Below are 24,329 nucleotides of genomic sequence, written 5' to 3' on the forward strand. Positions count from 1 at the left end.
TGTGTTTAAAAACTAGGAAATCAGAGGATCCCCCTCTTTTTTCCTAGTCAGCTTGCTTATTTTTTAATTTCTTCCATGATGTAGGCTTCGATGGTATCATCTGTCTTGATATCATTGTAACCTTCAATCATCAATCCACCTTCACGACCATTTGTGATCTCTTTGACATCATCTTTGAAGTGTTTCAAGCTTGCAAGAGCTCCGTCATAGATCACGACACCGTCACGAATGACACGAACTTTGGAATCACGTGTAACCTTACCACTGAGGACCATAAATCCACCGATGGTACCCACTTTAGAGACTTTAAAGGTTTCACGAATAACTGCTTCCCCGATGACTTTCTCTTCGAACTCAGGATCCAACATACCCTTCATGGCATCTTCCATTTCTTCAATCACTTTGTAGATGATTGAGTGAAGACGGATTTCTACCTCATCAGCTTCTGCTTGTTGACGTGCTTGTGGAGTAGGGCGGACGTTAAATCCGATGATGAAGGCATTTGAAGCTTCTGCGAGGGTCACGTCTGATTCGTTGATGGCACCAACTGCTGAGTGAACGATGGTCACTTTCACACCTTCCACTTCAATCTTTTGAAGGGAAGCAGCAAGAGCTTCAACCGAACCTTGTACATCGGCCTTGATGATGACATTAACAGATTTCACTTCCCCAGCCTTCAAAGTATCAAAGAGATTTTCAAGACTGACGCGGTTGGTTGCTTGACGTTGTTTCATCAGCGCACGTTTGGCACGTTCTTCACCGGCTGCACGCGCAGATTTTTCATCTTCATAAACCGCAAAGTGGTCACCCGCCATTGGCGCTTCGTTCAAACCAGTGATAGAAACTGGAGTAGATGGTCCTGCCACCTTCACACGACGGCCAAGGTCATTGGTCATGGCACGGACACGTCCAAAGGTATTACCAACAACGATTGGGTCTTGGACATTCAAAGTACCTTGTTGAACCAGAAGGGTTGCGACCGCACCTTTTCCTTTATCCAAACGAGCTTCGATAACAGTACCGATGGCACGAACAGTTGGATCTGCCTTGAGTTCTTGGATTTCAGCTACAAGAAGGACCGTTTCCAAGAGTTCATCAATATTTTGGTTGAACTTGGCTGAGATTTCTACAAACTCAGAATCTCCACCCCAGGCAGTTGACATCACTCCATGCTCTGCCAATTCACCGATGACACGTTCTGGGTTGGCACCTGGTTTATCGATCTTGTTGATGGCCACAATGATTGGAACATTGGCAGCTTTTGAGTGGTTGATGGCTTCGATAGTCTGAGGCATTACCCCGTCATCTGCCGCTACGACCAAGATGGTAATATCCGTAACAGAGGCACCACGCGCCCGCATAGAAGTAAAAGCCGCGTGTCCTGGTGTATCCAAGAAGGTAATCTTCTTGCCATTTTCCACGATTTGATAAGCCCCGATGTGCTGAGTGATTCCTCCCGCTTCACCTGTTGCTACACGTGAATTACGAAGGGTATCCAAAAGGGTCGTTTTACCGTGGTCAACGTGTCCCATGATGGTGACAACTGGTGGACGCTCTACCAACTCATCTGGATTCAAATAACCATCTTCAACGAAGAAGCGTTCGATATCGGCATTGTCCACTTCAACCTTTTTCTTGGCTTCAATTCCATAATCCACCATCAAGAGTTCAATCGTATCTCCATCCAGCGATTGGTTTTGAGTCGCCATGACTCCCATCATAAAGAGTTTCTTGACGATTTCAGCCGGTTCACGCTTGATGCGTTTTGCGATTTCTGCAACCGTCATTCCATCCGTATACTCAAATTCACTTGGTAATTCATGGAATTTACGCTCTGTTACTGGTTTTGGAGCATCATTACGGTTATTCTTTCCTTTTTTATTTTTCTTATTGTTATTCCAGTTACTATTTCTCTGATTTCTCACTTGATTTTGACTATTTCGATTCCTTTGTTGTTTTCTTGGACCATCTTCTTCACGATCAAAATCATCGCGTTTCTTATCTGGTCGCGCTTGTTTCTTCCGACGTGTATCGACTTGAGCTGGAGCAGCAGCAACAGCTGGTTTTGTATGGTTCTCAACAGCTGGCTCCTGTACAGGTGCTTTCACTTCTGGTACTTCTACCCGTTTCCGGCGCTGTTGACGTTCTTGTTCTGCTTTTGCAGCTTGTTGTTTGTAGCGATCTTCACTTCCACGTGCGTATTCAGCATTTTGTTCAGCTTTCAGTGCTGCTGCACGCGCTTTGAAATCAACTTTTGGTGCTACTTGGGGTTGTTCACCACGTCTTTGATCCGGTCGGTTATTGCGACGATCAGAACCTTGATTTCGTTGTTCATTTCGCTCTTGTGGTCGTTGATTTCGGTTGTCACCATGACGCTGATTGTCCTTGCGATCGCGTTTTGGACGATTGTCTTGTTGTTTCCTACGTTCAGCCTGCTCTTTTGCACGCGCTTCTCGTTCCGCTTTAAAGTTACGACTCTTTGGTTTAGCAGCTGGCGTTACTGATTTTGTCTCAGTTGCCCCTTCTTTTTTGACAGGCGCTGCTTCTTTTTTCTCTGCGACAGCCGTTGTCTTGGCAGCCACTTCTGCTACTTTCTTTTCGACTGTTTCTTTTTTCGCTGCAAAGCTCTTGATCAACTTTTCAGCAACATCAGTATCGACACTAGATGCATGACTCTTGACGTCAAAACCTAATTCTTTCGCACGAGTGACGACTTCCTTACTTTCCTTGCCCAATTCTTTGGCAATTTCGTATAATCTTTTCTTAGACAATTGCTGTCCTCCTCTTCTATTCCATAAGAGACCTCATTTTCTTTGAAAATCCAGCATCTACAACAGCGACGACCTTACGGGCACGTCCAATTGCAGTGCTTAATTCTAGTGTTGAAAACACGGTAGATACTTGAACCTCATAATAGTGACCCTTATCTGTCACCTTTTTTGTCAGGTTACTAGCTGCATCATTTGCCAGAAAAACTAATTTAGCTTTTTCTTCCTGGATGGCTTTGATCACAAGTTCCTCTCCAGAAATGAGTTTTCCTGCTCTTTGCGCTAAGCCCAACAAATTACTTATCTTTTGCTTATTCAAGGCCTAACTCTCTTCTCTTCACCTTATGATCTACATAAGCGATCAATTCATCATAGAAAGCTTCTTCCACTTCCATATTAAAGCTACGATTAAAAACTTTCTTTTTCTTAGCAAGTGCCGCTTCTTCATTGTCTAGCTTGATATAAGCACCTCGACCATTGGCTTTGCCAGTTGGATCGATAAAGACTTGTCCTTCTTTATTTTTGACAATGCGGAGCAAATCGCGCTTATCAATAATTTCATTTGAAACGACAGATTTTCTTAAAGGGATTTTTCTTGTTTTTACCATTTTCCCTTCCTCTCTTAATCGACTTGCTCTTCGTCACTTTCTACTTGGTCTTCAAAAGTTTCCTGAGCTGCTTCCATTTCTTCGAACTCACTAGCAGATTTGATATCGATGCGGTAACCAGTCAAATGAGCTGCTAAACGAACGTTTTGACCACGACGACCGATGGCAAGAGATAATTTGTTGTCTGGGACCACAACGAGAGCATGTTTGCTATCTTCATCATCAAAAATAACTTGGTCCACTTCTGCAGGAGCGATCGCATTGTAGATAAATTCAGCTGGATCTGGAACCCATTCAATGACATCGATGTTTTCTTCTGTTGGAACCATACGGTCTAATTTTTGATCGTATCGAGCTGGGTGGAACTTGCTGGTAATCTTTTTAATATTCGATCCACCACGACCAACGATAGTCCCAATCGCATCTACGTTTGGATTATGGCTGCGAACCGCAACTTTTGTACGATCTCCAGCTTCACGCGCTACACTCATAATCTCAACAGTTCCATCATAGACTTCAGGAATTTCTTGTTCCATCAAACGTTTGATCATTTCAGGATGGCTTCGACTAACAAAGACATTGACACCACGTGGATTATCTTCTACCTTGTAGACAAAGACTTCAATCCGATCATGAGATTGGAACACTTCTCCTGGAATTTGGTCTTGCTTAGACAATTGAGCTTCGATCGAACCAAGATTGACATAGATAAATCGATTGTCAAAGCGCTCCACCGTTCCACTCATGATTTCATTTTCATGTTCTTTATAAGTGTTATAGGTGATGGTGCGCGTTTGCTTACGCATTTTTTCCATGATCGTTTGTTTAGCAGATTGAGCTGCTACACGACCAAATTCAGCTGGTGCTTCTTCAAACTTGATCTTATCCCCCAACTCATAAGCAGAACTAATGGCCAAGGCATCCTTCAAGCTGATTTCTAAACGGCTATCAAAGACTTCATCCACCACTTCACGAACCGTATAAACACGGAAATCTCCAGTTTTTTCATTGAATTCAATCGCTGCACTTTCTGATTGTCCATAACGACGGCGATAAGCTGAACGCAATGATTCTGTGACGGCTTCGATGATATCTTCTTTTTTGATCCCTTTGTCTTCTTCCAAAATGCGGAAGGCTTCTAGCATTTCTTTACTCATGTTTTTCTTGCCTCTACTATAAAGGCATCCTTTCTTTCATTCTGTTACAATTTTACAGCCAACCTTGCTTTGGACACAAGGTTATAAGGAATTTCTACAGTTTTCTTTCGTGTTTTATCCATATACTCAATGGTCAAAACATCCTCTTCAAAACCTACCAAGTTTCCCTCAAAAACCTTTTGCTTTTCAACAGCCTTATACAAGCTGATATTGACATACTTGCCAACAGCTCCCTCGAGTGCTTCCTTGGTTTTCAAAGGTCTCTCCAAGCCAGGACTGGTGACTTCTAAAAAGTACTGTTCTGGAAATGGGTCTGGTTTGATTTGATCCAATAGCGGGCTAATGATTTCTGTCAAATCCGCTGTATCATTCAGTGTGATTCCTTCTGGTTTGTCTACGAAAATGCTTAAGACGTAGTCACCACCCATTTTGCCATATTCAACATCGACCAATTCAAATGGTTCCTTTATAGCTGGCTGAATCACTTCTGTTACTAAGTCAACAATCGTTGCGATGGTTGCCACCTCCTCATAGATAAGAGGCGAAGATATTTCCCCGCCTCTCCTTTTCTATTCATTTAAGGTATTATAACACGATTCCCCAACGATTGCAAGGAATATGCTAAAACTGTGCTTCTACACGGTAAATGACCTGGCCTTTACTGGAGAACTTTTTCTCATATTCCGTCATGACATTGCCCTCAAAATCACTAGCATGAAGGTCCAACCAGACTCCCTTCAAAGTCATTCCGTATTGAGAAAAGCTCACCAAACTGTATTCAAATAGACCTCGATTATCTGTTTTAAAGTGAATCTCCCCATGTTCTGGAAGAATTTGCTTGAAGGTATCCAAGAAAGTCTTGTAAGTCAAGCGACGCTTCTCATGACGTTTCTTAGGCCAAGGATCTGAAAAATTCAGATAGAGTCGATCGATTTCTCCATCTTCAAAATAGTTGGTCAAGCTATCTCCGTCTACCCAAAGCAATTTAATGTTAGGAACATCAGCTTCTAAGACCTTATCTAAAGCATAACTCAAGACCGATTTTTGAATATCAATTCCGATGTAGTTGATCTCTGGATTGGCCTTGGCCATCCCAGTAATAAAGGCCCCTTTCCCGCTACCCACTTCGATATGAATAGGATGGTCATTCCCGAAAATTTCATGCCACTTTCCCTTGGCATCTTCTGGATTTAGGACCACATATTGCGGGTTCGCTTCTAATAATTCAGTCGCTCCCTTGCGATTTCTAACTCTCATATTTCCTTTCCATATTTCAACCGGAAATTGCGCAGAGCATAGATCTCGCGATTGACATTTTCTAAATCATTATTTTCATAGTATTTAGCAATTTGGCACAAGAAAGAGTATTGACCAAACCAATAGAGTTTATCAAATACTTTTTGATTGTACTTGTAGCCATAATAGCCTAACCAATCGCGCCAATTAGAATCTGGGATATAGTGACTCAAGATATGCGCCACATCCAACATCCGGTCTGTCAAACGAACAGAGTCCCAATCGACTAGATAAATCAAGCCGCTCTCTGTCTCAATCCAGTTACTATGACGAACATCTCCGTGGACGATCGTCGCATAATCCTCCCGAAAGGCAGGCACTGTCTTACGTAAATTCTTTACAACTGATTGGATATAGTGGTTCTGACGTAGGGCAATTGGCAACCGGTTGCTCCAAGAATTGAGCAATTCTAATGGAGATTCCACAGGATAGCCAAGTTTTTTCAATTGGGTCATCAAAGGTCTAGAACGGTGCAATCTCGTTAAAATATTGACCACTTGTTTTTTTGACATCCCATTTGGCGTGAGAATTTCCCCATTCAACCATTCTTGGGCACTCATCACATTTCCATCTGGCAATCGTCGACTCCATAACAATTGAGGAGCAATCTGTTCTTTTGCTAGACCCGCAAGGATTGGGGTCGTATTCATTTTTACAAAAACGCGCCCACCATCTGGGTAGGTCCCCATGTAGGCCTTCCCACTCTTCCCAGGAATTGGGGTGAGGCTTAGCTCTTTTTCATTCGAGTCCATCTTTTCCTCCGTAAAAAGTTTCCAATCTATTTTACTAATTTTAACGACTTTCGTCAACCAAGCGCGCCATCTTAAATGGAAGATAGAGTAGGATTAAAGCAACTGTATAAGCCAGTAAGCCTAACAACAGGACTTTATCTGAAATAAAGGCCAGGCCAATCCCCCCTTCTATCACCGTTATCATCCCCATGACCAGCTGAATCGTTTTGTTCAACCCTGCCTTTTTACTGCCCTTTTTCATCGGGAAAAGGAGGGTCAAGGGTTGGTAATCAAAAGCACTGTAAAGCCCCAGTAATTGAAAAATAACCAAGTAATTGAGCAAGGCTACAAGGGCAATCACTACGAGAGGTTGGGGAATAAAGATGATAGCGAGAATGGAAAGAGCCAAGAGTCGGAGAGTCATAGAGAAAAGATCTCCATTCCGTAGGAAGGAGCGCGTATATAAGTGAAGCCACGTATTGCCATGTGTTTTGGGAAGAAGCCCTAAGAAACCATCCAAGTAGGCTCTTCTTTTGACACTGTTAGTAATACCTTTCACCGTTGTAAACAAGGCAAAGAAGCGAAGAATCAATTGTTTCCTTGCATTCTCACGAGCAATGGCCAAGTTCCAATTCAAATTTCCATCCTGGTAAAAGCGCGCTTCCTTCCAGCTAAAAACAGCCCCTTTAGCCACCCCTAAGACAAGGATATAAGCTACAATAGCAAGTTTATCCAGCCCAGTTGCCAGAAGAAGAGGCACAAATAATAGAAGGACAAAACTTTGAATCAAAAACCAAAACACAAAAGACTTCTTGGCCTGCCCTTTGATATAACGTTTCACTTCCTCTTCCTTTACTAAAAGGAATAAAGCATCGGGTTTCTCTAAGTAGGTCGCAATGGAGCCAATCGGAACCAATAGGAGCAAACCAATCATGAGACTCCAGCGGATCAGGCTTGTATCTTTGGGGAGATCTTGCAAGAATTGGCTGTATTGAACCGCCAAAAATCCTATGAAAATCAGCATAAAGAGGACGAAATGATCATTGAGAACATAGCGGCTATATTTTACACATTGAGTTCGAAACGTTTCTTGCCGTTTTTTCATCAACTCTTTCATGCTGTTTCCTCTTCTGTCAAGGTCATGTAGATATCATTTAGACTTGCTTTCTCATCCCCAAAAGTTGAACGCAGCTCGTCCAAGGTCCCTTGTGCTCGGACCTGACCCTTATGGAGGATCACAAAACCATCACACATCTTTTCAGCCGAATCCAGAACGTGGGTACTCATCAAAATCGATTTTCCTTTTGCTTTCTCATCTGCCAATAACTGAATCAAATCTGCAATCGCAACAGGATCCAATCCCAAAAAGGGTTCATCGACAATATAAAGACTTGGCTCCACTGCATAGGCACAAATAATCATGACCTTTTGCTTCATCCCTTTTGAAAACTGGGTCGGGAACCAATCTAATTTTTCAGCCAAACGGAATCGTTCCAACAAAGGCTGGACGCGCACCATGACCTGATCCATGTCTAAATCATAGGCCATAGCTACGGTCTCGATATGCTCTCGCAAGGTTAATTCTTCATATAGACTAGGGGTTTCTGGAATATAGCCGATTTTTTTACGATAGTCAGTTGGAGCTTCTGGAAGGCTCAGGCCATCAATCCGTACTTCCCCAGCATAAGGATGCAGGAGACCAATAATTTCATTAATCGTGGTTGACTTCCCAGCTCCATTTAGTCCAATCAAACCAATCAGTTGGCCATCCGGAACTGAAAAACTCACCTCTTTCAGGACAGGGATGTTGACATAGCCCCCTGTCAACTTGTTGATTTCTAACATATTTTCTCCGATTTCTGGTATAATGTTCTTATATTATAACAAAATTTAGTCTAAATGAGGTGTATTTATGGTTGACGATTGTATTTTTTGTAAGATTATAGCTGGCGACATTCCTTCCTCCAAAGTCTATGAGGACGAGGAAGTCCTCGCATTTTTAGACATCTCTCAGGTTACACCAGGTCATACGTTAGTGGTTCCAAAAAAACATGCTCGCAATCTATTAGAGATGGACGAAACCGCCACAGCTCAACTATTTGCACGTGTCTCTAAAGTTGCAAAAAAAGTAGAAGCTGCTACCCAAGCTAAGGGAATGAATATCATCAGCAACATGGAAGAAGTTTCTGGACAAACCGTATTTCACACACATGTCCACATTATCCCTCGCTATTCCGATCAAGATGAGCTTGCCATTTCATTTACTGAACACGAGCCTAATTTTGAACAACTAACAGTTCTCGCAGAAACCATCCAAAACAGCTAAAAGGAGACCATATGAAACTCAAAAATCTCTTTTGGTTTGCAACTGGGGCTAGTATTAGTTACCAATTAGTTAAAAACCGCAAAGAAATAAAAACAGAGGTGACTGAATCCAGTCAATTGATCAAGGGAATCCAAGATAACCTAGCAAAAATCCAACGCAATCTGGATATTATCCAAGACCAAAAGACCAATCTTCAAGAATTGGTAACGGATTTCCAATACAAGACCAAACTATTTAGTCAACAAGCAACAGCCTCTCTAAAAGAAATTCAAGACATCTGGCAACCAAGTAAAAACGATTGAGAAAACTCAATCGTTTTTTTCTTATTCTGAAGGTACCGTAGGTGTCACACTGCTCGACTCTGTAGCTGCAGGAGCAACTGGTGTCACTGGTGCAACAGAACTTTGAGGCGTCACCACTCCCGTATCCTGGGTTGATGGTACAACTGGTAGTTGGTTAAACTCTTGGTAAACAGGTGCTTCCTCAGATGATGCCGCTGGCGTATCATTTTGAGAAGAAGTATTCTTCAACTCTTCATCTCCATCTAATAGGTAAGCATTGGTTTTCAATGTTTTAATTTCTTTCAGACCCAAAGCTTTGCGGATGATATTTTGAATTTTCAAGAGATGTTTTGAAGTGACAATCTGATAACTTCCGCCATCTGCTAAGGTGGCATCTTCTCCTTTCAACTGGTACTGATGAATCGTTGAAAGGGCATCTTTATAGCCTAGTAATTGAAGAAGACTGTTGCTATCGAGTGAAATGTTGGTTTGCATATTGTCACTAACAGACTCAATGATCCCTTTGTAGTGACTCAAACTATTGAGGCTTAAAACTTTCTCAACAATCTTTTTGATCACTTCACGTTGGCGTTTTTGACGTCCATAGTCTCCTTCTGGGTCTTGGTAGCGCATGCGTGAATAAACGAGAGCTTGGTCCCCATTAATCTCCTGACGTCCTGGTGCGATCTTAGCCGTATATTCTGGCTCATTTTCCTCGATCGAGATATCGAAGTCAAATGGATTGTTGACCGTGATGCCACCAACCTTATCCACTAATTGAACCAATCCCTTCATATTGATCATGACATAGCGGTCAATATGGATATTCAAAAGATCTTGAATAGTCTTAATGGCTAACTTGGCACCGCCTTGAGCATAAGCCGAATTCAATTTTGCTTGGACTGTTTCGCCATCTGAAGTAATATTGGTTAGGATATCTCTTTCCAAGCTCGTCATGGTTGTTTCTTTTGTTTGAGGATTGACAGTCACCAAAATCATGGTATCACTATTTCCGGCCCAAGGATCTTCCCGAGAACCGCTACCTGTATCAACCCCCATCAAAAGGATGGTCATCGGCTTGTTTTCTGCAATAACATTGGTCTCATTTCCAAAGCCTTTATAGGTCTTACTGAGAGTCCCAGTCGTTTGGTTTAGGATGGTAAGGCCGTAGGCCCCGATCCCAATCACTGTTACCGTCAATAAGCTCAAAAACATCAAAATAATTTTTTTAACCATATAGAATCTCTCTCTAATCTATCAGTTTCCCCATAAGGTAAACATCTAAGAATTCTCCTTCAGCTGAACAAGCTCCACGAGCTTGGCAACCTTCGATCTCAAAACCTAATTTTTTATACAGGTGAACCGCCCGCTCATTGCGCACTTGGACATTCAAGACTAGTTTCCTAAGAACACCGGTCGAGTGCGCCCACTCGATCCCTTCTTCCAACAAGATCTGTCCAAGTCCTTGATTCCAATAAACTTTTTGAACCACAATAAAGACATCACCAATATGCTGAACAGACCGTTGAGAAGCCGCAGTGATATTTAACAAAGCTGCCAGTTCCTGATCTAGAAATAGCAAGAGGCAAATCCGGTTTTCCGCCATCTCTTGCACCATCAGAAATTGCTCCATGTCTGCTGGAGACATGCCAATTCCAGCTTCATCTAGCGTCATGTAATCTGACTCTTTCCCGACTCGATTTAAGAAATCAACGACAAGAGCCGCGTCTGCACTGTCAGCTTGCCGAATTTCTACTGTCACTTCCTTTTCCTTAGTCATCCGTTTTTTCCACCTGCTCAAAGGATGCCAGCAAAGCTTCTGCACGCGCTCCATGAGCTTCAAAAGCTAACTCTCGACCATCTTCTAATTTTCGGATAAAAATTTTAAGATAAGCATCCGAGAGACTCGGCTCAATCAGCTCTCCCCATTCAATAATGGCCGCCCCATCTCCAAATAGAAAATCATCTAAATCAATAGAATCTGGATCATTCCCAATCCGGTAAACATCCAAATGGTATAAAGGCAAGCGACCTTCGTATTCACGAACAATGGTATAGGTCGGGCTTTTAATCATCTGATCAATCCCTAACCCCTTTGCAATTCCCTTGGTAAAAGTCGTTTTCCCTGCTCCTAGATCACCTGATAAGATAATCACGTCTTGCTTTTCTAAGAGTTTTCCTAGTTGTTTTCCTAGAGCGATCAGCTCCGTTTCATTGTGACTAATCATTTCTCTATTATACCAAACTTTTTAAAAATCTGCTCTTTCTTTTAGAAATTGTTCGACTTTGGTTTGCTTTTGAGAAAAAGGAATCAAAGAAAACAGGAAACTCTCCCATTCATTCCCTCGATCCATCTAAAAAGGAATGGGAGACAACTCCCATTCCTTTTTGGCACTTTCCTGATGCTTAATTCAAGGCCATGCTAACGTAGTTTAAAATAAAGAGAACATCTAGAATCCAAATCATGCTGTGCACTTCTTTGGCTTCTCCTTTAACCACTTTCACTAAGCTATAGGTGATAAATCCAGCAGCGATCCCTTGTGTAATCGAGTAGCTGAAGCCCATAAAGATAGAGGTGAAGAAAGCAGGAACTGCTTCTGACATATCTTCCCAATGGATATTTTTCAAGCCACTCAACATCATGATCCCAACAACAATCAAAATTGGAGCTGTAGCAGCGGTCGGTACAATCGCCAACAAAGGACTAAAGAGACTTGAAATAGCAAAACAGATCGCTACAACCAAGGCTGTCAAACCAGTTCGTCCACCCGCTCCAATACCGGCTGCAGATTCAACATAGGTCGTTACATTCGATGTCCCTGCAATAGCTCCAACTGAAGTCGCTACGAGGTCTGAATAGAGGGCTTTATCTAATTTCGCTGATTGATGGTTTTCCCCATTCGTCGCAACAATCCCAACTTTTTCACCCGTACCGATCAAAGTTCCAATTGTATCAAAAATATCGGTCAAGGAGAAGGCTAAGATTGCCATTAAGGTTTCAGGCAAACGAGACGTATTGGAAATCAACGAACCCAATCCTTTCGATCCTAAAGCTTGACCAAAGATCGTGCCTAAATCATTAAAGGCAGCTCCTAGATGGTTACTTGCAAAGTCGATTTTACTGATATCAACAACATGGATGAGAATTCCAAGAACAGTCGTTGCTAAGATGGAAAGGATAATCCCTCCCTTAATCCCTTTGACAACAAAGAAAATGGTAATCGCAAGACCAACAAGGGCCAAGAGGACGGCTGGATTGTTAAAATCAACCAAACCAGGAACAGCAGATGCATTGGCTGAAATCGTTGCATTCGCCTTATCTGCTCCTTCTCCGACCACTGTATAGGTATGAGGGTCAATCGTAAATTTCAAAAATCCTGCATTCTTAATCCCAACATAGGCCAAGAAAATCCCAATCCCCGCTGAAATAGCAGAGCGTAGGGCTGTCGGAATCGATTCGATGATCATCTTCCGAACATTTGTCAATGTGATGATCAATGAAATCACACCACAAATGAAGACCATTCCCAAAGCTTCCTGCCATGAGTAGCCCATACCAAATACAACGGTAAAGGTAAAGAAGGCATTCAAGCCCATTCCTGGTGCTTGTGCATAGGGTAAATTGGCATAAAAAGCCATCATCAAGGTTCCGACCACAGATCCAATAATCGTTGCAAGGAAGACCCCTTGAGCTGGCATACCTGTTTGTGACAACATTTGAGGATTTACGAAGAGGATATAACTCATCGCAAAAAAGGTTGTCAGACCAGCAAGAACCTCTGTCCGAACAGTGGTTCCATGTTCTGAAAGTTTAAAAAACTTATCCATTTCAGAATAAACTCCTTTTTCATCATTCTCGCTCCCAATCAATTTGCGAACGTTATATCTATTCTACCAAAAGATCTTTCGTCTTTCAAGAAATCCCGCTTCGCTTCTCGATTTTTGAGCGCTTTTCCGATTTTTCTGATATAATGGTCTCATTCTTCTCGAAAGGAACTGAAATATGCATAAAAAGATGATCGCTCTAGATCTAGACGGAACCCTCTTAAATTCCGAAAGCAAATTGAGCGACTTTACCATTGATACCATTAAAAAAATTAGCGCTCTTGGCCATAAAATCATTATTACAACAGGACGTCCCTACCGTATGGCCCATACCTATTACAAACAACTAGAGCTTGATACTCCGATGATCAATTTCAATGGCTCCCTCACCCATCTGCCTGAGAAAAAATGGGCAGATGAACAATGTTTAACTTTAGATAAAAAATACCTCCTAGATATGGTCGCCAACCGGGATACCATCCAAGCGGACTTTATAGCTGGCGAATACCGCAATAAATTCTATATTACCGATCCAAATGAGCAAGTCGCAGACCCTAAATTATTCGGTATCGAGGCTTTCCAACCAGAAAATCAATTTAATCCAGAACGGGTAACAAGTGACCCAAACTGTATCCTTTTTCAAACGAAAGCGGAAGACAAATATGCTCTGGCAGATGAAATGAATCGGCATTATGACTACAATCTGTCTATTAATACTTGGGGTGGTCCTTTAAATATTCTGGAATGCAATCCCAAAAATGTAACCAAAGCATCCGCTCTGACCTACCTTCTGGATAAACTCAATATGGATCAGAAAGATTTGATTGCCTTTGGAGACGAGCACAATGATACTGAGATGCTAGCTCTAGCTGGTTATGGATACGCTATGAAAAATGCCAGCTCCATCCTTCTCCCCTATGCAGACTCCATCACTGATTTCACGAATAATGAAGATGGTGTCGCGCGTCAACTCATTCAATTATTCTTATAATAGGAACAGACATGAGCTATCCCCTCATGTCTTTTTCTGCGCTAAATCCTTAATCGGTTAATCAATACCCTTCTTTTTTTCCATTTTTTTATTGTTCAATAGATAAGTTTGTGATATTATTAACATAGTTATTAAAGAAGCGCTTTCAAAAATTCTAAATCGCTTCTCGTTCACTTAAGGAGGAACAAAATGAAAGCTGTTGTTGTAAATCCAGAAGGTACTGGTGTTGAAATCGTTGCAAACAAAGACATGCGTCCACTTGAAACAGGGGAAGCTCTTGTTCAAATCGAATACTGTGGTGTCTGCCACACTGACTTGCACGTCGCTCACGGAGACTTCGGTAAAGTGCCAGGCCGTGTTCTTGGACACGAAGGAATCGGAATTGTGAAAGAAGTCGCTCCAGATGTCAAGAGCCTAAAAGTTGGAGATCGTGTCAGTGTCGCATGGTTTTTCGAAGGATGTGGAACTTGTGAATACTGTACAACCGGTCGCGAAACCCTTTGCCGTACTGTAAAAAATGCTGGTTATTCTGTTGACGGAGGAATGGCTGAGCAATGTATCGTTACTGCAGATTACGCAGTGAAAGTACCTGAAGGATTAGATCCAGCCCAAGCTTCTTCTATCACTTGTGCAGGTGTTACAACTTACAAAGCCATCAAAGAAGCCAAAGCAGAACCAGGACAATGGATCGTTATCTACGGAGCTGGTGGATTGGGTAACTTGGCTGTTCAATATGCCAAGAAAGTCTTCAACGCACATGTCATCGCTGTTGATATCAACAATGACAAACTGGAATTGGCGAAAGAAGTTGGTGCAGACTTTGTCATCAACGGTCGCGAAGTCGAAGATGTCCCAGGATTGATCAAAGAAAAAACAAATGGTGGAGCTCACTCTGCTGTCGTAACAGCTGTTTCTAAAGTAGCTTTCAACCAAGCAGTAGATTCTGTTCGTGCAGGTGGCCGCATTGTCGCAGTTGGTCTTCCTTCTGAAATGATGGACCTCAGCATTGTGAAAACTGTATTAGATGGTATCCAAGTCATTGGTTCTCTTGTAGGAACTCGTAAAGACTTGGAAGAAGCCTTCCAATTTGGCGCAGAAGGTTTGGTAGTGCCAGTCGTTCAAAAACGTCCAGTAGAAGATGCTGTCAAAGTCTTTGACGAAATGGAAGCTGGAACCATTCAAGGACGTATGGTACTTGACTTTACAAACTAAACAACTGAACCTACAGGACTAGCCCAGTTGGGCTAGTCTTTTTGAGTGCTCTCAATCACTCTTATTTACAATTTATTATATATTTATTTTTGTTTTCGAGAATATCGTTTGATTCTCGGAATCTTTTCATTGAGAACAAAATCCTATAAAACATATCTATTATTGATTTTTTAAGCATCAACAAGTAATAAACAAAATTCATTCAAGAGCATTCTTTTTCTATCTAACGATAATTTAATATAATAAATCGATGTTTTTACATCGAGATTTTGATAGAAAAATTGACTTAAGTGTGGAAACGATTTATAATAAAGTAGCTTAAAGTTTTCTTAAACTGAAAGTCAAACAAATTTTATAAGGAGGAATGTCAATAATGAGTATTGGTATCATTATTGCTAGCCACGGTGAATTTGCAGCTGGAATCCACCAATCCGGCTCGATGATCTTTGGGGATCAAGAGAAAGTTCAAGTGGTTACGTTCATGCCAAGCGAAGGCCCGGATGATCTCTATGCTAAATTTAATGCAGCTGTTGCCGCATTTGATGCAGAAGATGAAGTCTTGGTTTTGGCTGACCTTTGGAGTGGTTCTCCATTTAACCAAGCAAGTCGCGTCATGGGAGAAAATCCAGATCGTAAATTTGCGATCATTACAGGATTAAACCTTCCGATGTTGATTCAAGCTTATACAGAACGTTTGATGGATGCAAATGCCGGCGTTGATAAAGTCGCTGCAAACATCATTAAGGAAGCAAAAGACGGTGTCAAAGCTCTTCCAGAAGAATTGAATCCTGTTGAAGAAGCTAGTACAGCCGCTGCTGCTCCTGTAGCCCAAGCTGCTATTCCAGAAGGAACAGTTATCGGAGATGGAAAACTCAAGATTAACCTTGCCCGCTTAGATACACGTCTTCTTCATGGACAAGTCGCAACTGCTTGGACACCTGATTCAAAAGCCGATCGGATCATTGTTGCTTCAGATTCTGTTGCCAAAGATGAACTCCGTAAGGAATTGATCAAACAAGCGGCACCAAATGGTGTGAAAGCAAACGTTGTCCCAATTCAAAAATTGATCGACGTTGCAAAAGATCCACGTTTTGGAAATACCCATGCTTTGATCTTATTTGAAACACCTCAAGATGCTCTTCGCGCCATCGAAGGTGGTGTTCCGATTAAAACCTTGAACGTTGGTTCAATGGCCCACTCAACTGGTAAAACCATGGTTAACAATGTGTTGTCAATGGATAAAGATGACGTGGCTACATTTGAAAAAATGCGTGATCTTGGAGTTGAATTTGACGTTCGTAAAGTGCCAAATGACTCTAAGAAAGATTTGTTTGACTTAATTAACAAAGCTAACGTTCAATAATCGATTACTTACGAAAGGATTTTAAACATGTCTATTATTTCTATGGTATTAGTGGTCGTTGTTGCCTTCTTAGCAGGTCTTGAAGGTATCCTTGACCAATTCCAATTCCACCAACCCCTTGTTGCTTGTACCTTAATCGGTTTGGTAACAGGTAACTTGACTGCTGGCATTATGCTTGGTGGTTCACTTCAATTTATTGCACTTGGCTGGGCAAACATTGGTGCCGCAGTTGCACCCGATGCTGCCCTTGCATCTGTCGCTGCTGCCATCATCATGGTACTTGGGGGAGACTTCAGTACAAAAGGAATCGCTGTCGCTCAAGGTGTCGCTATTCCACTTGCAGTTGCTGGTCTTTTCTTGACCATGATCGTCCGTACCCTTTCCGTTGGTTTGGTTCACACTGCCGACGCTGCTGCTAGAAAAGGGGATATCAAAGGTGTAGAACGCGCTCACTTTGTGGCCCTTCTTCTTCAAGGTCTTCGTATCGCCATTCCTGCAGCCCTCTTGTTGATGATTCCTGCTGAAACTGTCAAAACTGCTCTTGAACAAATGCCAAAATGGCTCTCTGATGGAATGCAAATCGGTGGTGGTATGGTTGTAGCCGTTGGTTATGCCATGGTTATCAACATGATGGCGAGCCGTGAAGTATGGCCATTCTTTGCCATCGGTTTTGCTCTTGCAGCCGTTAGCCAATTAACTTTGATCGCTCTTGGAGCAATTGGTGTTGCCCTTGCCTTGATCTACCTTACTCTTTCTAAGAAAGGTGGCAATGGAGGTGGCGGTGCCGCTACTTCTAACGATCCAATTGGCGACATTCTCGAAGACTATTAAGAAAGGTGTGACACTATCATGACTGAAAAATTACAATTATCTAAATCAGATCGTCAAAAAGTTTGGTGGCGTTCAACCTTCTTGCAAGGTTCTTGGAACTATGAACGGATGCAAAACTTGGGTTGGGCATACTCATTGATCCCAGCTATCAAAAAACTCTACACAAAGAAAGAAGACCAAGCGGCTGCTCTTGAGCGTCACATGGAATTCTTTAACACTCACCCATACGTTGCCGCTCCTATCATCGGGGTAACGCTTGCTCTTGAAGAAGAAAGAGCAAACGGTGCTGCTATTGACGATGCTGCTATCCAAGGGGTTAAAATTGGTATGATGGGTCCTTTGGCGGGTATCGGAGATCCAGTCTTCTGGTTTACAGTACGTCCAATTCTTGGGGCTCTTGGTGCATCACTTGCTGCGTCTGGTAACATCCTTGGCCCACTCATCTTCTTTATCGCATGGAATGCGATTCGTATGACCTTCTTGTGGTACACGCAAGAACTTGGCTACAAAGCAGGTTCTGAAATTACCAAAGATATGTCTGGTGGGATCTTGCAAGACATCACTAAAGGGGCTTCTATCCTTGGGATGTTCATCCTCGCTGTCTTGGTAGAACGTTGGGTATCTATTAAATTTATCTTTAATGTTTCTTCTGTCAAATTAGACGACAAAGCTTATATCCACTGGGATAAACTTCCTGAAGGATACAAGGGTATCCAAGAAGCCTTCGCTCAAGTTGGTTCAGGTCTATCTCAAACACCTGAAAAAGTTACAACTTTCCAACAAAACTTGGATTCATTGATTCCTGGTTTGATGGGATTGCTTCTTACTTTCGCTTGTATGTGGTTGCTTAAGAAGAAAGTATCTCCAATCACTATCATCATCGCCCTCTTTGTAATCGGTGTCTTGGCACACGTTGCTGGCTTGATGTAAGCAAAGATCAACAAAAAAGAAGGTTTCGACCTTCTTTTTATTATGATATAATGGAATGAACAGCAATACAGGAGGATCTCATGGCCCAATCATTGAATAAAACCGTTGAATTCCATACTACAGGAGTTTCTTACCTGGGAGTGGGGGGAAAGGTTGGAAAAATCCTTGTCGGGAATGCCGCTTTTGAATTTTATGCGGATGCAAATGTAGAAGACTACATCCAAATTCCCTGGCAAGAAATCGAACAAATCGGAGCCAATGTATCCGGACGTAAAATTAGCCGCCATTTTGAAATCTATACCAGAGAATCAAAATTTCTCTTTGCTTCAAAAGACTCTGGAAAAATTTTAAAGATTGCTCGAGAACATTTAGGAAATGATAAAATTGTCAAACTTCCTACGTTGATCCAAACCATCACGGCTAAAATTAAAAATCTATTTGCAAAATAGGATCTTTTCTTGTATAATAGACGCAAACGGATAAGTAAGTTAAGAGGCTCTTTCAGAAAGTCTGCGGTTGCTGTGAGCAGATAGAAACCTTAATTGAAATTCTACCGTTTAGTTAAAATACAATATTGAATCAAGTGCACACCTGTGAAGTTGGATGGAACCGTGGCTCTGCCACTCCAACGCTTTGTCAGGTGTGCTTTTTCATATAAAGGAGTTCTTATGTTAGATATTAAACGGATTCGTACAGACTTTGATACAGTTGCTGAAAAATTAGCGACACGTGGTGTCGATGCGGCTATTTTGAATGAAATGAAAGAAATCGATGCCAAACGTCGAGACATCTTAGTCAAAGTAGAAAATCTCAAAGCAGAGCGCAACACGGTATCTGCGGAAATCGCTCAAGCCAAACGCAACAAGGAAAATGCCGACGACAAGATTGCTGCCATGCAAACCCTATCTGCTGAGGTCAAAGCGCTAGATGCCGAATTAGCGAAAATCGATGCTAAATTGACAGAATTTGCTACAACCCTTCCAAACATCCCGGCTGACAGTGTTCCTATTGGGGCTGACGAAGACGATAATGTTGAAGTTCGCCGTTGGGGAACACCTCGCGAATTTGGCTTTGAACCAAAAGCTCACTGGGATTTAGGAGAAGACCTTGATATCCTTGACTGGGAACGCGGGGCTAAAGTCACTGGTGCTCGCTTCCTCTTCTACAAAGGACTTGGAGCTCGCTTAGAACGTGCTATCTACAACTTTATGTTGGATGAGCACGGAAAAGAAGGTTACACTGAAGTCATCACACCTTACATGGTCAACCATGATTCTATGTTTGGTACTGGTCAGTATCCAAAATTCAAGGAAGACACTTTTGAACTTAGCGATACTAATTATGTCCTCATTCCAACTGCTGAAGTTCCTTTGACAAACTACTACCGCGATGAAATTCTTGATGGGAAAGACCTTCCAATCTACTTCACCGCTATGAGTCCATCATTCCGTTCAGAAGCTGGTTCAGCTGGTCGTGATACTCGTGGATTGATCCGTTTGCACCAATTCCATAAGGTTGAAATGGTGAAATTTGCCAAACCAGAAGATTCATATGATGAATTGGAAAAAATGGTTGTCAATGCTGAAAATATCCTTCAAAAACTGAACCTTCCATACCGTGTAGTAGCTCTCTCAACGGGAGACATGGGCTTCTCAGCTGCTAAGACTTATGACTTGGAAGTATGGATTCCAGCACAAAATACCTACCGTGAAATCTCCAGCTGTTCCAATACAGAAGATTTCCAAGCTCGCCGTGCGCAAATCCGCTACCGTGATGAAGCAGATGGCAAGGTAAAACTCCTTCACACTTTGAACGGTTCTGGATTGGCAGTCGGACGTACCGTCGCTGCTATTCTTGAAAACTACCAAAACGAAGACGGTTCTGTGACCATTCCAGAAGTCCTTCGCCCATACATGGGTGGCGCAGAAGTTATCGCACCAAAATAAAGTTTAAAAAAACTGAGTCTTGCAAATTGCAAGCTCAGTTTTTTAATATTTACGAAAACGTTGGTAGCGTTGCTCCAGAAGCTCTTCGAGAGGTAAAGCTTGTAAAACCTTTAACTCTTCCTGTAATTCCTCCTTCACTTGAGCCAGTAGCTCTCCATTTGAAAATCCATGCTCGGGAATCACCTTATCGACAATCTCCATATTTAACAATTCGTGAGAAGTAATCTTCATCAACTCTGCTGCTTCCATGGCACGACTTCCATCTTTCCAAAGAATAGAGGCGAAACCTTCTGGACTCAAGACTGCATAGATGGAGTTCTCAAGCATCCAGACCTTATCTGCTACAGCAAGAGCTAAGGCACCACCAGAACCACCTTCTCCGATGATAATCGCGATAATCGGAACTTTTAAATCACTCATTTCCATGAGGTTGCGAGCAATGGCTTCACCTTGTCCTCGTTCTTCAGCACCAACACCAGGATAAGCACCCGCTGTATTGATAAAGGTCACAACTGGACGGCCAAATTTCTCTGCTTGCTTCATGAGGCGCAAAGCTTTTCGATAGCCTTCTGGATGTGGTTGCCCAAAATTACGTTTTAGATTATCTTGAAGATTTTTTCCTTTTTGGATTCCAACGACTGTAACCGTTTGATCGCCTAAGCGTCCAATTCCACCAATCACCGCACCATCATCACGGAAGTTTCGATCTCCATGTAATTCGATAAAATCATCAAAAATTCCTTGAGCAAAATCAAGCGCAGTCAATCTTCCTTGGTCACGTGCCTCTTTAATAATCTGTGTTATTTTACTCATGTTTACCTCCATGAAGGGCCAATAATTGTCCAACTGTTGCTCGGATTTGGCTTCTCTCCACGATCAAGTCTACAAATCCATGTTCTTGTAGAAATTCTGCTTTTTGGAAATCATCTGGCAATTTTTCACGCACAGTTGATTCGATCACGCGCCGACCTGCAAACCCGACCAAGGCCTGACTCTCTGCCATGATAATATCACCTTCCATAGCAAATGAGGCTGTCACCCCACCAGTTGTCGGATCTGTCAATACTGTCAAATAGAATAATTTTTCTTTAGAATGACGTTGAACAGCCGCAGAAATTTTCGCCATTTGCATCAAACTCACGATTCCTTCTTGCATCCGAGCACCACCGGAAGCGGTAAAAAGAACAACTGGCAATTTTTCTTTTGTCGCAAATTCAAATAAACGAGTAATTTTTTCGCCTACTACAGAACCCATTGAAGCCATGATAAAGTTGGAATCCATGATCCCAAGCGCAACTTCTTGCCCTTTAATCAAGGCAGTTCCAGTCAGGACAGCTTCATCCAATCCTGTCATTTCCCGCACTGCTGCTAGTTTCTTCTTATAATTTGGGAAATTCAAAGGATCTGTCGTTTCGATTCCTGTAAACATTTCTTCAAAGCTAGCTGGATCCACTGTCAGCGCCAAGCGTTCTTTAGCAGAAATACGGAAGGTATAGCCACAATTCGGGCAGACACGCTCACTACCTAAATCCTTTTGGTAAATGGTATGTTTACAACCTGGGCATTGTGAAAATAGTTCATCAGGAACTTCAGGTTTTGGCTGAGGCTCCTTCCAGGCTGACCTATTCGGATTGATCCGAATATATTTATCTTTTTTAGAAAATAATGCCATTACTTACTCCTTATAATATGCTACAGTATCTGAAGCATTACTATAAAAGCCTGAAACTGTGAAGATGATGTTCATACTTCCCTCACAAGTCCAGGCTTTTTCATCATTCCTTATTATAATTTGGAAGGAATTGTTCCATCAAAAATGCAGTGTCATAATCACCAGCGATCACATGTGAATCTGAAATCAAATCCAACTGGAAACTACTATTGGTTGTGACACCATCGATTTCCAACTCATAAAGAGCTCGCTGCATTTTCATCAGTGCATCAAAGCGATTTTCCCCATGGACAATGATCTTAGCAATCATACTATCATAGTATGGCGGAATCGTATAACCAGGATACACAGCAGAATCCACACGCAAGCCAACCCCACCACTTGGAAGATAGAGATTAGTGATCTTACCTGGGCTTGGTGCAAAGTTGAAGGAAGGATTTTCCGCATTGATCCGGCATTCAATCGCATGGCCTTTAATGACAATATCCTCTTGAGTAACGGATAATTCTTGGCCAGCTGCGATTTTAATCTGTTCCTTAACGATATCAACTCCTGTTACAAATTCTGTGACAGGATGCTCCACTTGCACACGGGTATTCATTTCCATAAAGTAGAACTCACCCTTGCCTTCATCATACAAGAATTCAATCGTTCCAGCATTCTCATACCCAACTGATTCAGCAGCCCGAACAGCAGCAGAACCAATTTGATTACGAAGAGTTTTTCCGATAGCAATTGAAGGGGATTCTTCTAGAACTTTTTGATTGTTCCGTTGAAGAGAGCAATCGCGTTCACCTAAGTGAATGACATGTCCATGCTGATCCGCTAAAATCTGTACTTCAATATGGCGTGCCGGATAAATCACCCGCTCCATATACATGGCACCATTCCCAAAAGCAGCTTGAGCTTCTGAGGAAGCAGATTCAAAAGCAGCAACCAAATCTTCTGGTTTTTCAACCTTCCGAATTCCCTTACCACCGCCTCCTGCAGATGCTTTCAACATCACAGGGTAACCAATACGTTCTGCAATCTCGAGGGCTTCTTCAGCAGTATACACTTCACCATCTGATCCAGGAATAACAGGCACTCCTGCTTTGATCATCTGTTTACGAGCATTAATCTTATCCCCCATCAAATCCATGACTTTAGCAGAAGGACCAATAAATTTAATGCCCACTTCCTCACACATGGTTGCAAATTTTGAGTTTTCACTTAAAAATCCAAAACCAGGGTGGATAGCTTCTGCACCTGTTAAGACAGCTGCAGACAAGACAGCACTCATATTCAAATAAGATTCTGTTGATTTAGCAGGGCCAATACAGACTGCTTCATCCGCTAGTAAGGTATGCAAGGCTTCTTTATCAGCAGTAGAATACACCGCAACCGTCTCGATGCCAAGTTCACGAGCCGCACGAATAATGCGCACTGCAATCTCACCACGATTGGCGATTAAGATCTTACGAAACATAGATAGGCCTTTCTTAATTTCCAATTGCAAAAGTAAGTGTTCCTGAAGCTGCAAGCTTACCGTCTACCTCTGCTTTCGCTTCAACAACAGCAATGGTTCCACGACGTTTGACAAAAGTAGCTGTCATCACCAGTTGATCTCCTGGAACGACTTGTTTTTTAAACTTCACCTTGTCCATCCCTGCATAAAAGACTAATTTCCCTTTATTTTCAGGTTTTGACAACTCTAATACACCTGCTGTTTGTGCCAAAGCTTCCATGATGAGAACACCTGGCATAACAGGATATTGTGGAAAATGTCCATTAAAAAATGGTTCATTAATTGTCACGTTTTTAATGGCAACAATCGTATCTTCACTTGTTTCTAAAACGCGATCCACCAAAAGCATTGGGTAACGATGCGGCAAAGCCTCACGAATAGCATTAATATCAATTGTCATTTGATTCGAACCAATCCTTTTCCAAATTCAACCATTTCTTCATTCGTTACCAAAATTTCAGTGACTACCCCATCTTTTGGTGCTGGGACTTCATTCATCACTTTCATGGCTTCGATAATCAAGAGTGTTTGACCCTTAGTGACCTTATCTCCTACAGATACAAAGGCTGGTTTATCCGGAGCTGGCGACAAGTAAGCCACCCCAACCAATGGACTTTCAACCACATCACCTTCTGCAGCCTGAGCTGGAGCAGCAACTGGTTCAGCCGCTACAGCTGGAGTTGCTGGTGCTTCAACAACAGGGGCTACTACAGGAGTTTGAGGAGCTGCTACCACTTCAACTGCAGGAGCAACCGGTGTAGCCGCAACTGAACTCGTTTGGTTTTTACTCAAATTCAATTCTTCGCCATTATTTTTATATGAGAATTCACGCAAAGTTGACGCATCAAATTGAGCCAACAAATCTTTGATTTCAGAAATATTCAT

The 24,329-nt window shown here is 42.1% G+C and carries 26 protein-coding genes and 2 pseudogenes; 9 read left to right on the forward strand and 19 right to left on the reverse strand.

Annotated features, from left to right (window positions below):
* Window positions 1-56: 56 nt before the first annotated feature.
* The 10 genes and pseudogenes from infB to K1I56_RS07440 form a co-directional block, all read right to left on the reverse strand.
* A pseudogene (gene infB / locus K1I56_RS07400) lies at window positions 57-2,552 on the reverse strand (translation initiation factor IF-2); the annotation flags it as partial.
* Window positions 2,553-2,647: 95 nt separating this feature from the next.
* Window positions 2,648-2,771: pseudogene (locus K1I56_RS10030) on the reverse strand (translation initiation factor IF-2 N-terminal domain-containing protein); the annotation flags it as partial.
* Window positions 2,772-2,787: 16 nt separating this feature from the next.
* A complete protein-coding gene (locus K1I56_RS07405) occupies window positions 2,788-3,087 on the reverse strand; it encodes a YlxQ-related RNA-binding protein (protein WP_003010399.1) in 300 nt (99 codons plus the stop codon).
* Window positions 3,080-3,376: an RNase P modulator RnpM gene (gene rnpM / locus K1I56_RS07410; protein WP_003010401.1), complete on the reverse strand. Its 297-nt coding sequence runs from the start codon at window positions 3,374-3,376 to the stop codon at window positions 3,080-3,082. Before rnpM ends, K1I56_RS07405 begins: the two co-directional genes overlap by 8 nt.
* 14 nt (window positions 3,377-3,390) lie before the next feature.
* The gene (nusA, locus tag K1I56_RS07415) at window positions 3,391-4,533 is read right to left on the reverse strand and encodes a transcription termination factor NusA (protein ID WP_031575236.1); all 1,143 of its coding nucleotides are present in this window, start codon (window positions 4,531-4,533) and stop codon (window positions 3,391-3,393) included.
* Window positions 4,534-4,577: 44 nt separating this feature from the next.
* Window positions 4,578-5,057 (reverse strand): ribosome maturation factor RimP, encoded by a 480-nt coding sequence (gene rimP / locus K1I56_RS07420; RefSeq protein ID WP_021154518.1) that lies wholly within the window; start codon window positions 5,055-5,057, stop codon window positions 4,578-4,580.
* Between the two features lie 97 nt (window positions 5,058-5,154).
* Window positions 5,155-5,790, reverse strand: a complete 636-nt coding sequence (trmB, locus tag K1I56_RS07425) for a tRNA (guanosine(46)-N7)-methyltransferase TrmB (protein WP_049474381.1) — start codon at window positions 5,788-5,790, stop codon at window positions 5,155-5,157.
* The gene (ccrZ, locus tag K1I56_RS07430; protein WP_003003852.1) at window positions 5,787-6,581 is read right to left on the reverse strand and encodes a cell cycle regulator CcrZ; all 795 of its coding nucleotides are present in this window, start codon (window positions 6,579-6,581) and stop codon (window positions 5,787-5,789) included. The genes trmB and ccrZ overlap by 4 nt, the downstream gene beginning before the upstream one ends.
* A gap of 40 nt (window positions 6,582-6,621) precedes the next feature.
* Window positions 6,622-7,677 (reverse strand): ABC transporter permease, encoded by a 1,056-nt coding sequence (locus K1I56_RS07435; protein ID WP_223325646.1) that lies wholly within the window; start codon window positions 7,675-7,677, stop codon window positions 6,622-6,624.
* On the reverse strand, window positions 7,674-8,405 hold the full coding sequence (locus K1I56_RS07440; protein ID WP_223325647.1) for an ABC transporter ATP-binding protein: 732 nt from the start codon (window positions 8,403-8,405) through the stop codon (window positions 7,674-7,676). Before K1I56_RS07440 ends, K1I56_RS07435 begins: the two co-directional genes overlap by 4 nt.
* A gap of 67 nt (window positions 8,406-8,472) precedes the next feature.
* On the opposite strand from K1I56_RS07440, the gene K1I56_RS07445 reads away from it, so the two are divergent.
* Window positions 8,473-8,886: an HIT family protein gene (locus tag K1I56_RS07445; protein ID WP_223325648.1), complete on the forward strand. Its 414-nt coding sequence runs from the start codon at window positions 8,473-8,475 to the stop codon at window positions 8,884-8,886.
* Between the two features lie 11 nt (window positions 8,887-8,897).
* Window positions 8,898-9,188 carry a hypothetical protein gene (locus K1I56_RS07450; RefSeq protein ID WP_223325649.1) on the forward strand — a complete coding sequence of 97 codons (291 nt, stop codon included), beginning with the start codon at window positions 8,898-8,900 and terminating at the stop codon, window positions 9,186-9,188.
* 21 nt (window positions 9,189-9,209) lie between these two features.
* On the opposite strand, the gene lytR is transcribed toward K1I56_RS07450, so the two are convergent.
* From lytR to K1I56_RS07470, 4 genes are all read right to left on the reverse strand, one after another.
* The gene (gene lytR, locus K1I56_RS07455) at window positions 9,210-10,403 is read right to left on the reverse strand and encodes a glycopolymer--peptidoglycan transferase LytR (protein ID WP_223325650.1); all 1,194 of its coding nucleotides are present in this window, start codon (window positions 10,401-10,403) and stop codon (window positions 9,210-9,212) included.
* Between the two features lie 13 nt (window positions 10,404-10,416).
* Window positions 10,417-10,947, reverse strand: coding sequence for a GNAT family N-acetyltransferase (locus K1I56_RS07460; RefSeq protein WP_223325651.1), 531 nt, complete (start codon window positions 10,945-10,947; stop codon window positions 10,417-10,419).
* Window positions 10,940-11,395, reverse strand: a complete 456-nt coding sequence (gene tsaE, locus K1I56_RS07465) for a tRNA (adenosine(37)-N6)-threonylcarbamoyltransferase complex ATPase subunit type 1 TsaE (protein ID WP_151379217.1) — start codon at window positions 11,393-11,395, stop codon at window positions 10,940-10,942. Before tsaE ends, K1I56_RS07460 begins: the two co-directional genes overlap by 8 nt.
* Before the next feature lie 178 nt (window positions 11,396-11,573).
* On the reverse strand, window positions 11,574-12,995 hold the full coding sequence (locus tag K1I56_RS07470) for an NCS2 family permease (protein WP_223325652.1): 1,422 nt from the start codon (window positions 12,993-12,995) through the stop codon (window positions 11,574-11,576).
* 175 nt (window positions 12,996-13,170) lie between these two features.
* Between K1I56_RS07470 and K1I56_RS07475 the strand changes: the two genes are divergently transcribed.
* From K1I56_RS07475 to serS, 7 genes are all read left to right on the forward strand, one after another.
* Entirely contained in the window at window positions 13,171-13,983 is an 813-nt protein-coding gene (locus K1I56_RS07475; protein WP_223325653.1) for a Cof-type HAD-IIB family hydrolase, read from the forward strand.
* A 189-nt stretch (window positions 13,984-14,172) separates the two neighbouring features.
* Entirely contained in the window at window positions 14,173-15,195 is a 1,023-nt protein-coding gene (adhP, locus tag K1I56_RS07480) for an alcohol dehydrogenase AdhP (protein ID WP_155170522.1), read from the forward strand.
* A gap of 373 nt (window positions 15,196-15,568) precedes the next feature.
* Window positions 15,569-16,558: a PTS sugar transporter subunit IIB gene (locus K1I56_RS07485; protein WP_031575194.1), complete on the forward strand. Its 990-nt coding sequence runs from the start codon at window positions 15,569-15,571 to the stop codon at window positions 16,556-16,558.
* 27 nt (window positions 16,559-16,585) lie between these two features.
* The gene (locus K1I56_RS07490; protein ID WP_048789380.1) at window positions 16,586-17,389 is read left to right on the forward strand and encodes a PTS mannose/fructose/sorbose transporter subunit IIC; all 804 of its coding nucleotides are present in this window, start codon (window positions 16,586-16,588) and stop codon (window positions 17,387-17,389) included.
* Window positions 17,390-17,407: 18 nt separating this feature from the next.
* Window positions 17,408-18,319, forward strand: a complete 912-nt coding sequence (locus tag K1I56_RS07495; RefSeq protein WP_223325654.1) for a PTS system mannose/fructose/sorbose family transporter subunit IID — start codon at window positions 17,408-17,410, stop codon at window positions 18,317-18,319.
* A gap of 80 nt (window positions 18,320-18,399) precedes the next feature.
* Window positions 18,400-18,768 carry a DUF956 family protein gene (locus K1I56_RS07500; protein WP_003010437.1) on the forward strand — a complete coding sequence of 123 codons (369 nt, stop codon included), beginning with the start codon at window positions 18,400-18,402 and terminating at the stop codon, window positions 18,766-18,768.
* 219 nt (window positions 18,769-18,987) lie between these two features.
* Window positions 18,988-20,265: a serine--tRNA ligase gene (gene serS / locus K1I56_RS07505; protein ID WP_223325655.1), complete on the forward strand. Its 1,278-nt coding sequence runs from the start codon at window positions 18,988-18,990 to the stop codon at window positions 20,263-20,265.
* Window positions 20,266-20,307: 42 nt separating this feature from the next.
* Here serS and K1I56_RS07510 read toward each other — a convergent pair whose 3' ends face one another.
* From K1I56_RS07510 to accB, 5 genes are all read right to left on the reverse strand, one after another.
* Window positions 20,308-21,078 (reverse strand): acetyl-CoA carboxylase carboxyl transferase subunit alpha, encoded by a 771-nt coding sequence (locus K1I56_RS07510; RefSeq protein ID WP_223325656.1) that lies wholly within the window; start codon window positions 21,076-21,078, stop codon window positions 20,308-20,310.
* Window positions 21,071-21,937 (reverse strand): acetyl-CoA carboxylase, carboxyltransferase subunit beta, encoded by an 867-nt coding sequence (gene accD / locus K1I56_RS07515; RefSeq protein WP_049498149.1) that lies wholly within the window; start codon window positions 21,935-21,937, stop codon window positions 21,071-21,073. The genes K1I56_RS07510 and accD overlap by 8 nt, the downstream gene beginning before the upstream one ends.
* 103 nt (window positions 21,938-22,040) lie before the next feature.
* Window positions 22,041-23,405, reverse strand: a complete 1,365-nt coding sequence (locus K1I56_RS07520; protein WP_003003860.1) for an acetyl-CoA carboxylase biotin carboxylase subunit — start codon at window positions 23,403-23,405, stop codon at window positions 22,041-22,043.
* Between the two features lie 13 nt (window positions 23,406-23,418).
* Window positions 23,419-23,844 (reverse strand): 3-hydroxyacyl-ACP dehydratase FabZ, encoded by a 426-nt coding sequence (fabZ, locus tag K1I56_RS07525; protein WP_003004019.1) that lies wholly within the window; start codon window positions 23,842-23,844, stop codon window positions 23,419-23,421.
* Complete coding sequence (accB, locus tag K1I56_RS07530; protein WP_003010451.1) at window positions 23,841-24,329, reverse strand: acetyl-CoA carboxylase biotin carboxyl carrier protein; 489 nt, start codon at window positions 24,327-24,329, stop codon at window positions 23,841-23,843. Before accB ends, fabZ begins: the two co-directional genes overlap by 4 nt.

This window comes from Streptococcus parasanguinis (genome assembly GCF_019929185.1).
Classification (GTDB): domain Bacteria; phylum Bacillota; class Bacilli; order Lactobacillales; family Streptococcaceae; genus Streptococcus; species Streptococcus parasanguinis_O.

Coding starts and splice junctions, on each gene's coding strand:
- K1I56_RS07510 (WP_223325656.1), bottom strand. CDS start 21,078: ATGAGTAAAATAACACAGATTATTAAAGAGGCACGTGACCAAGGAAGA.
- K1I56_RS07435 (WP_223325646.1), bottom strand. CDS start 7,677: ATGAAAGAGTTGATGAAAAAACGGCAAGAAACGTTTCGAACTCAATGT.
- K1I56_RS07520 (WP_003003860.1), bottom strand. CDS start 23,405: ATGTTTCGTAAGATCTTAATCGCCAATCGTGGTGAGATTGCAGTGCGC.
- nusA (WP_031575236.1), bottom strand. CDS start 4,533: ATGAGTAAAGAAATGCTAGAAGCCTTCCGCATTTTGGAAGAAGACAAA.
- K1I56_RS07500 (WP_003010437.1), top strand. CDS start 18,400: ATGGCCCAATCATTGAATAAAACCGTTGAATTCCATACTACAGGAGTT.
- K1I56_RS07475 (WP_223325653.1), top strand. CDS start 13,171: ATGCATAAAAAGATGATCGCTCTAGATCTAGACGGAACCCTCTTAAAT.
- serS (WP_223325655.1), top strand. CDS start 18,988: ATGTTAGATATTAAACGGATTCGTACAGACTTTGATACAGTTGCTGAA.
- K1I56_RS07495 (WP_223325654.1), top strand. CDS start 17,408: ATGACTGAAAAATTACAATTATCTAAATCAGATCGTCAAAAAGTTTGG.
- K1I56_RS07485 (WP_031575194.1), top strand. CDS start 15,569: ATGAGTATTGGTATCATTATTGCTAGCCACGGTGAATTTGCAGCTGGA.
- accB (WP_003010451.1), bottom strand. CDS start 24,329: ATGAATATTTCTGAAATCAAAGATTTGTTGGCTCAATTTGATGCGTCA.
- trmB (WP_049474381.1), bottom strand. CDS start 5,790: ATGAGAGTTAGAAATCGCAAGGGAGCGACTGAATTATTAGAAGCGAAC.
- K1I56_RS07450 (WP_223325649.1), top strand. CDS start 8,898: ATGAAACTCAAAAATCTCTTTTGGTTTGCAACTGGGGCTAGTATTAGT.
- K1I56_RS07490 (WP_048789380.1), top strand. CDS start 16,586: ATGTCTATTATTTCTATGGTATTAGTGGTCGTTGTTGCCTTCTTAGCA.
- fabZ (WP_003004019.1), bottom strand. CDS start 23,844: ATGACAATTGATATTAATGCTATTCGTGAGGCTTTGCCGCATCGTTAC.
- K1I56_RS07460 (WP_223325651.1), bottom strand. CDS start 10,947: ATGACTAAGGAAAAGGAAGTGACAGTAGAAATTCGGCAAGCTGACAGT.
- K1I56_RS07440 (WP_223325647.1), bottom strand. CDS start 8,405: ATGTTAGAAATCAACAAGTTGACAGGGGGCTATGTCAACATCCCTGTC.
- ccrZ (WP_003003852.1), bottom strand. CDS start 6,581: ATGGACTCGAATGAAAAAGAGCTAAGCCTCACCCCAATTCCTGGGAAG.
- K1I56_RS07445 (WP_223325648.1), top strand. CDS start 8,473: ATGGTTGACGATTGTATTTTTTGTAAGATTATAGCTGGCGACATTCCT.
- tsaE (WP_151379217.1), bottom strand. CDS start 11,395: ATGATTAGTCACAATGAAACGGAGCTGATCGCTCTAGGAAAACAACTA.
- accD (WP_049498149.1), bottom strand. CDS start 21,937: ATGGCATTATTTTCTAAAAAAGATAAATATATTCGGATCAATCCGAAT.
- lytR (WP_223325650.1), bottom strand. CDS start 10,403: ATGGTTAAAAAAATTATTTTGATGTTTTTGAGCTTATTGACGGTAACA.
- K1I56_RS07470 (WP_223325652.1), bottom strand. CDS start 12,995: ATGGATAAGTTTTTTAAACTTTCAGAACATGGAACCACTGTTCGGACA.
- rnpM (WP_003010401.1), bottom strand. CDS start 3,376: ATGGTAAAAACAAGAAAAATCCCTTTAAGAAAATCTGTCGTTTCAAAT.
- adhP (WP_155170522.1), top strand. CDS start 14,173: ATGAAAGCTGTTGTTGTAAATCCAGAAGGTACTGGTGTTGAAATCGTT.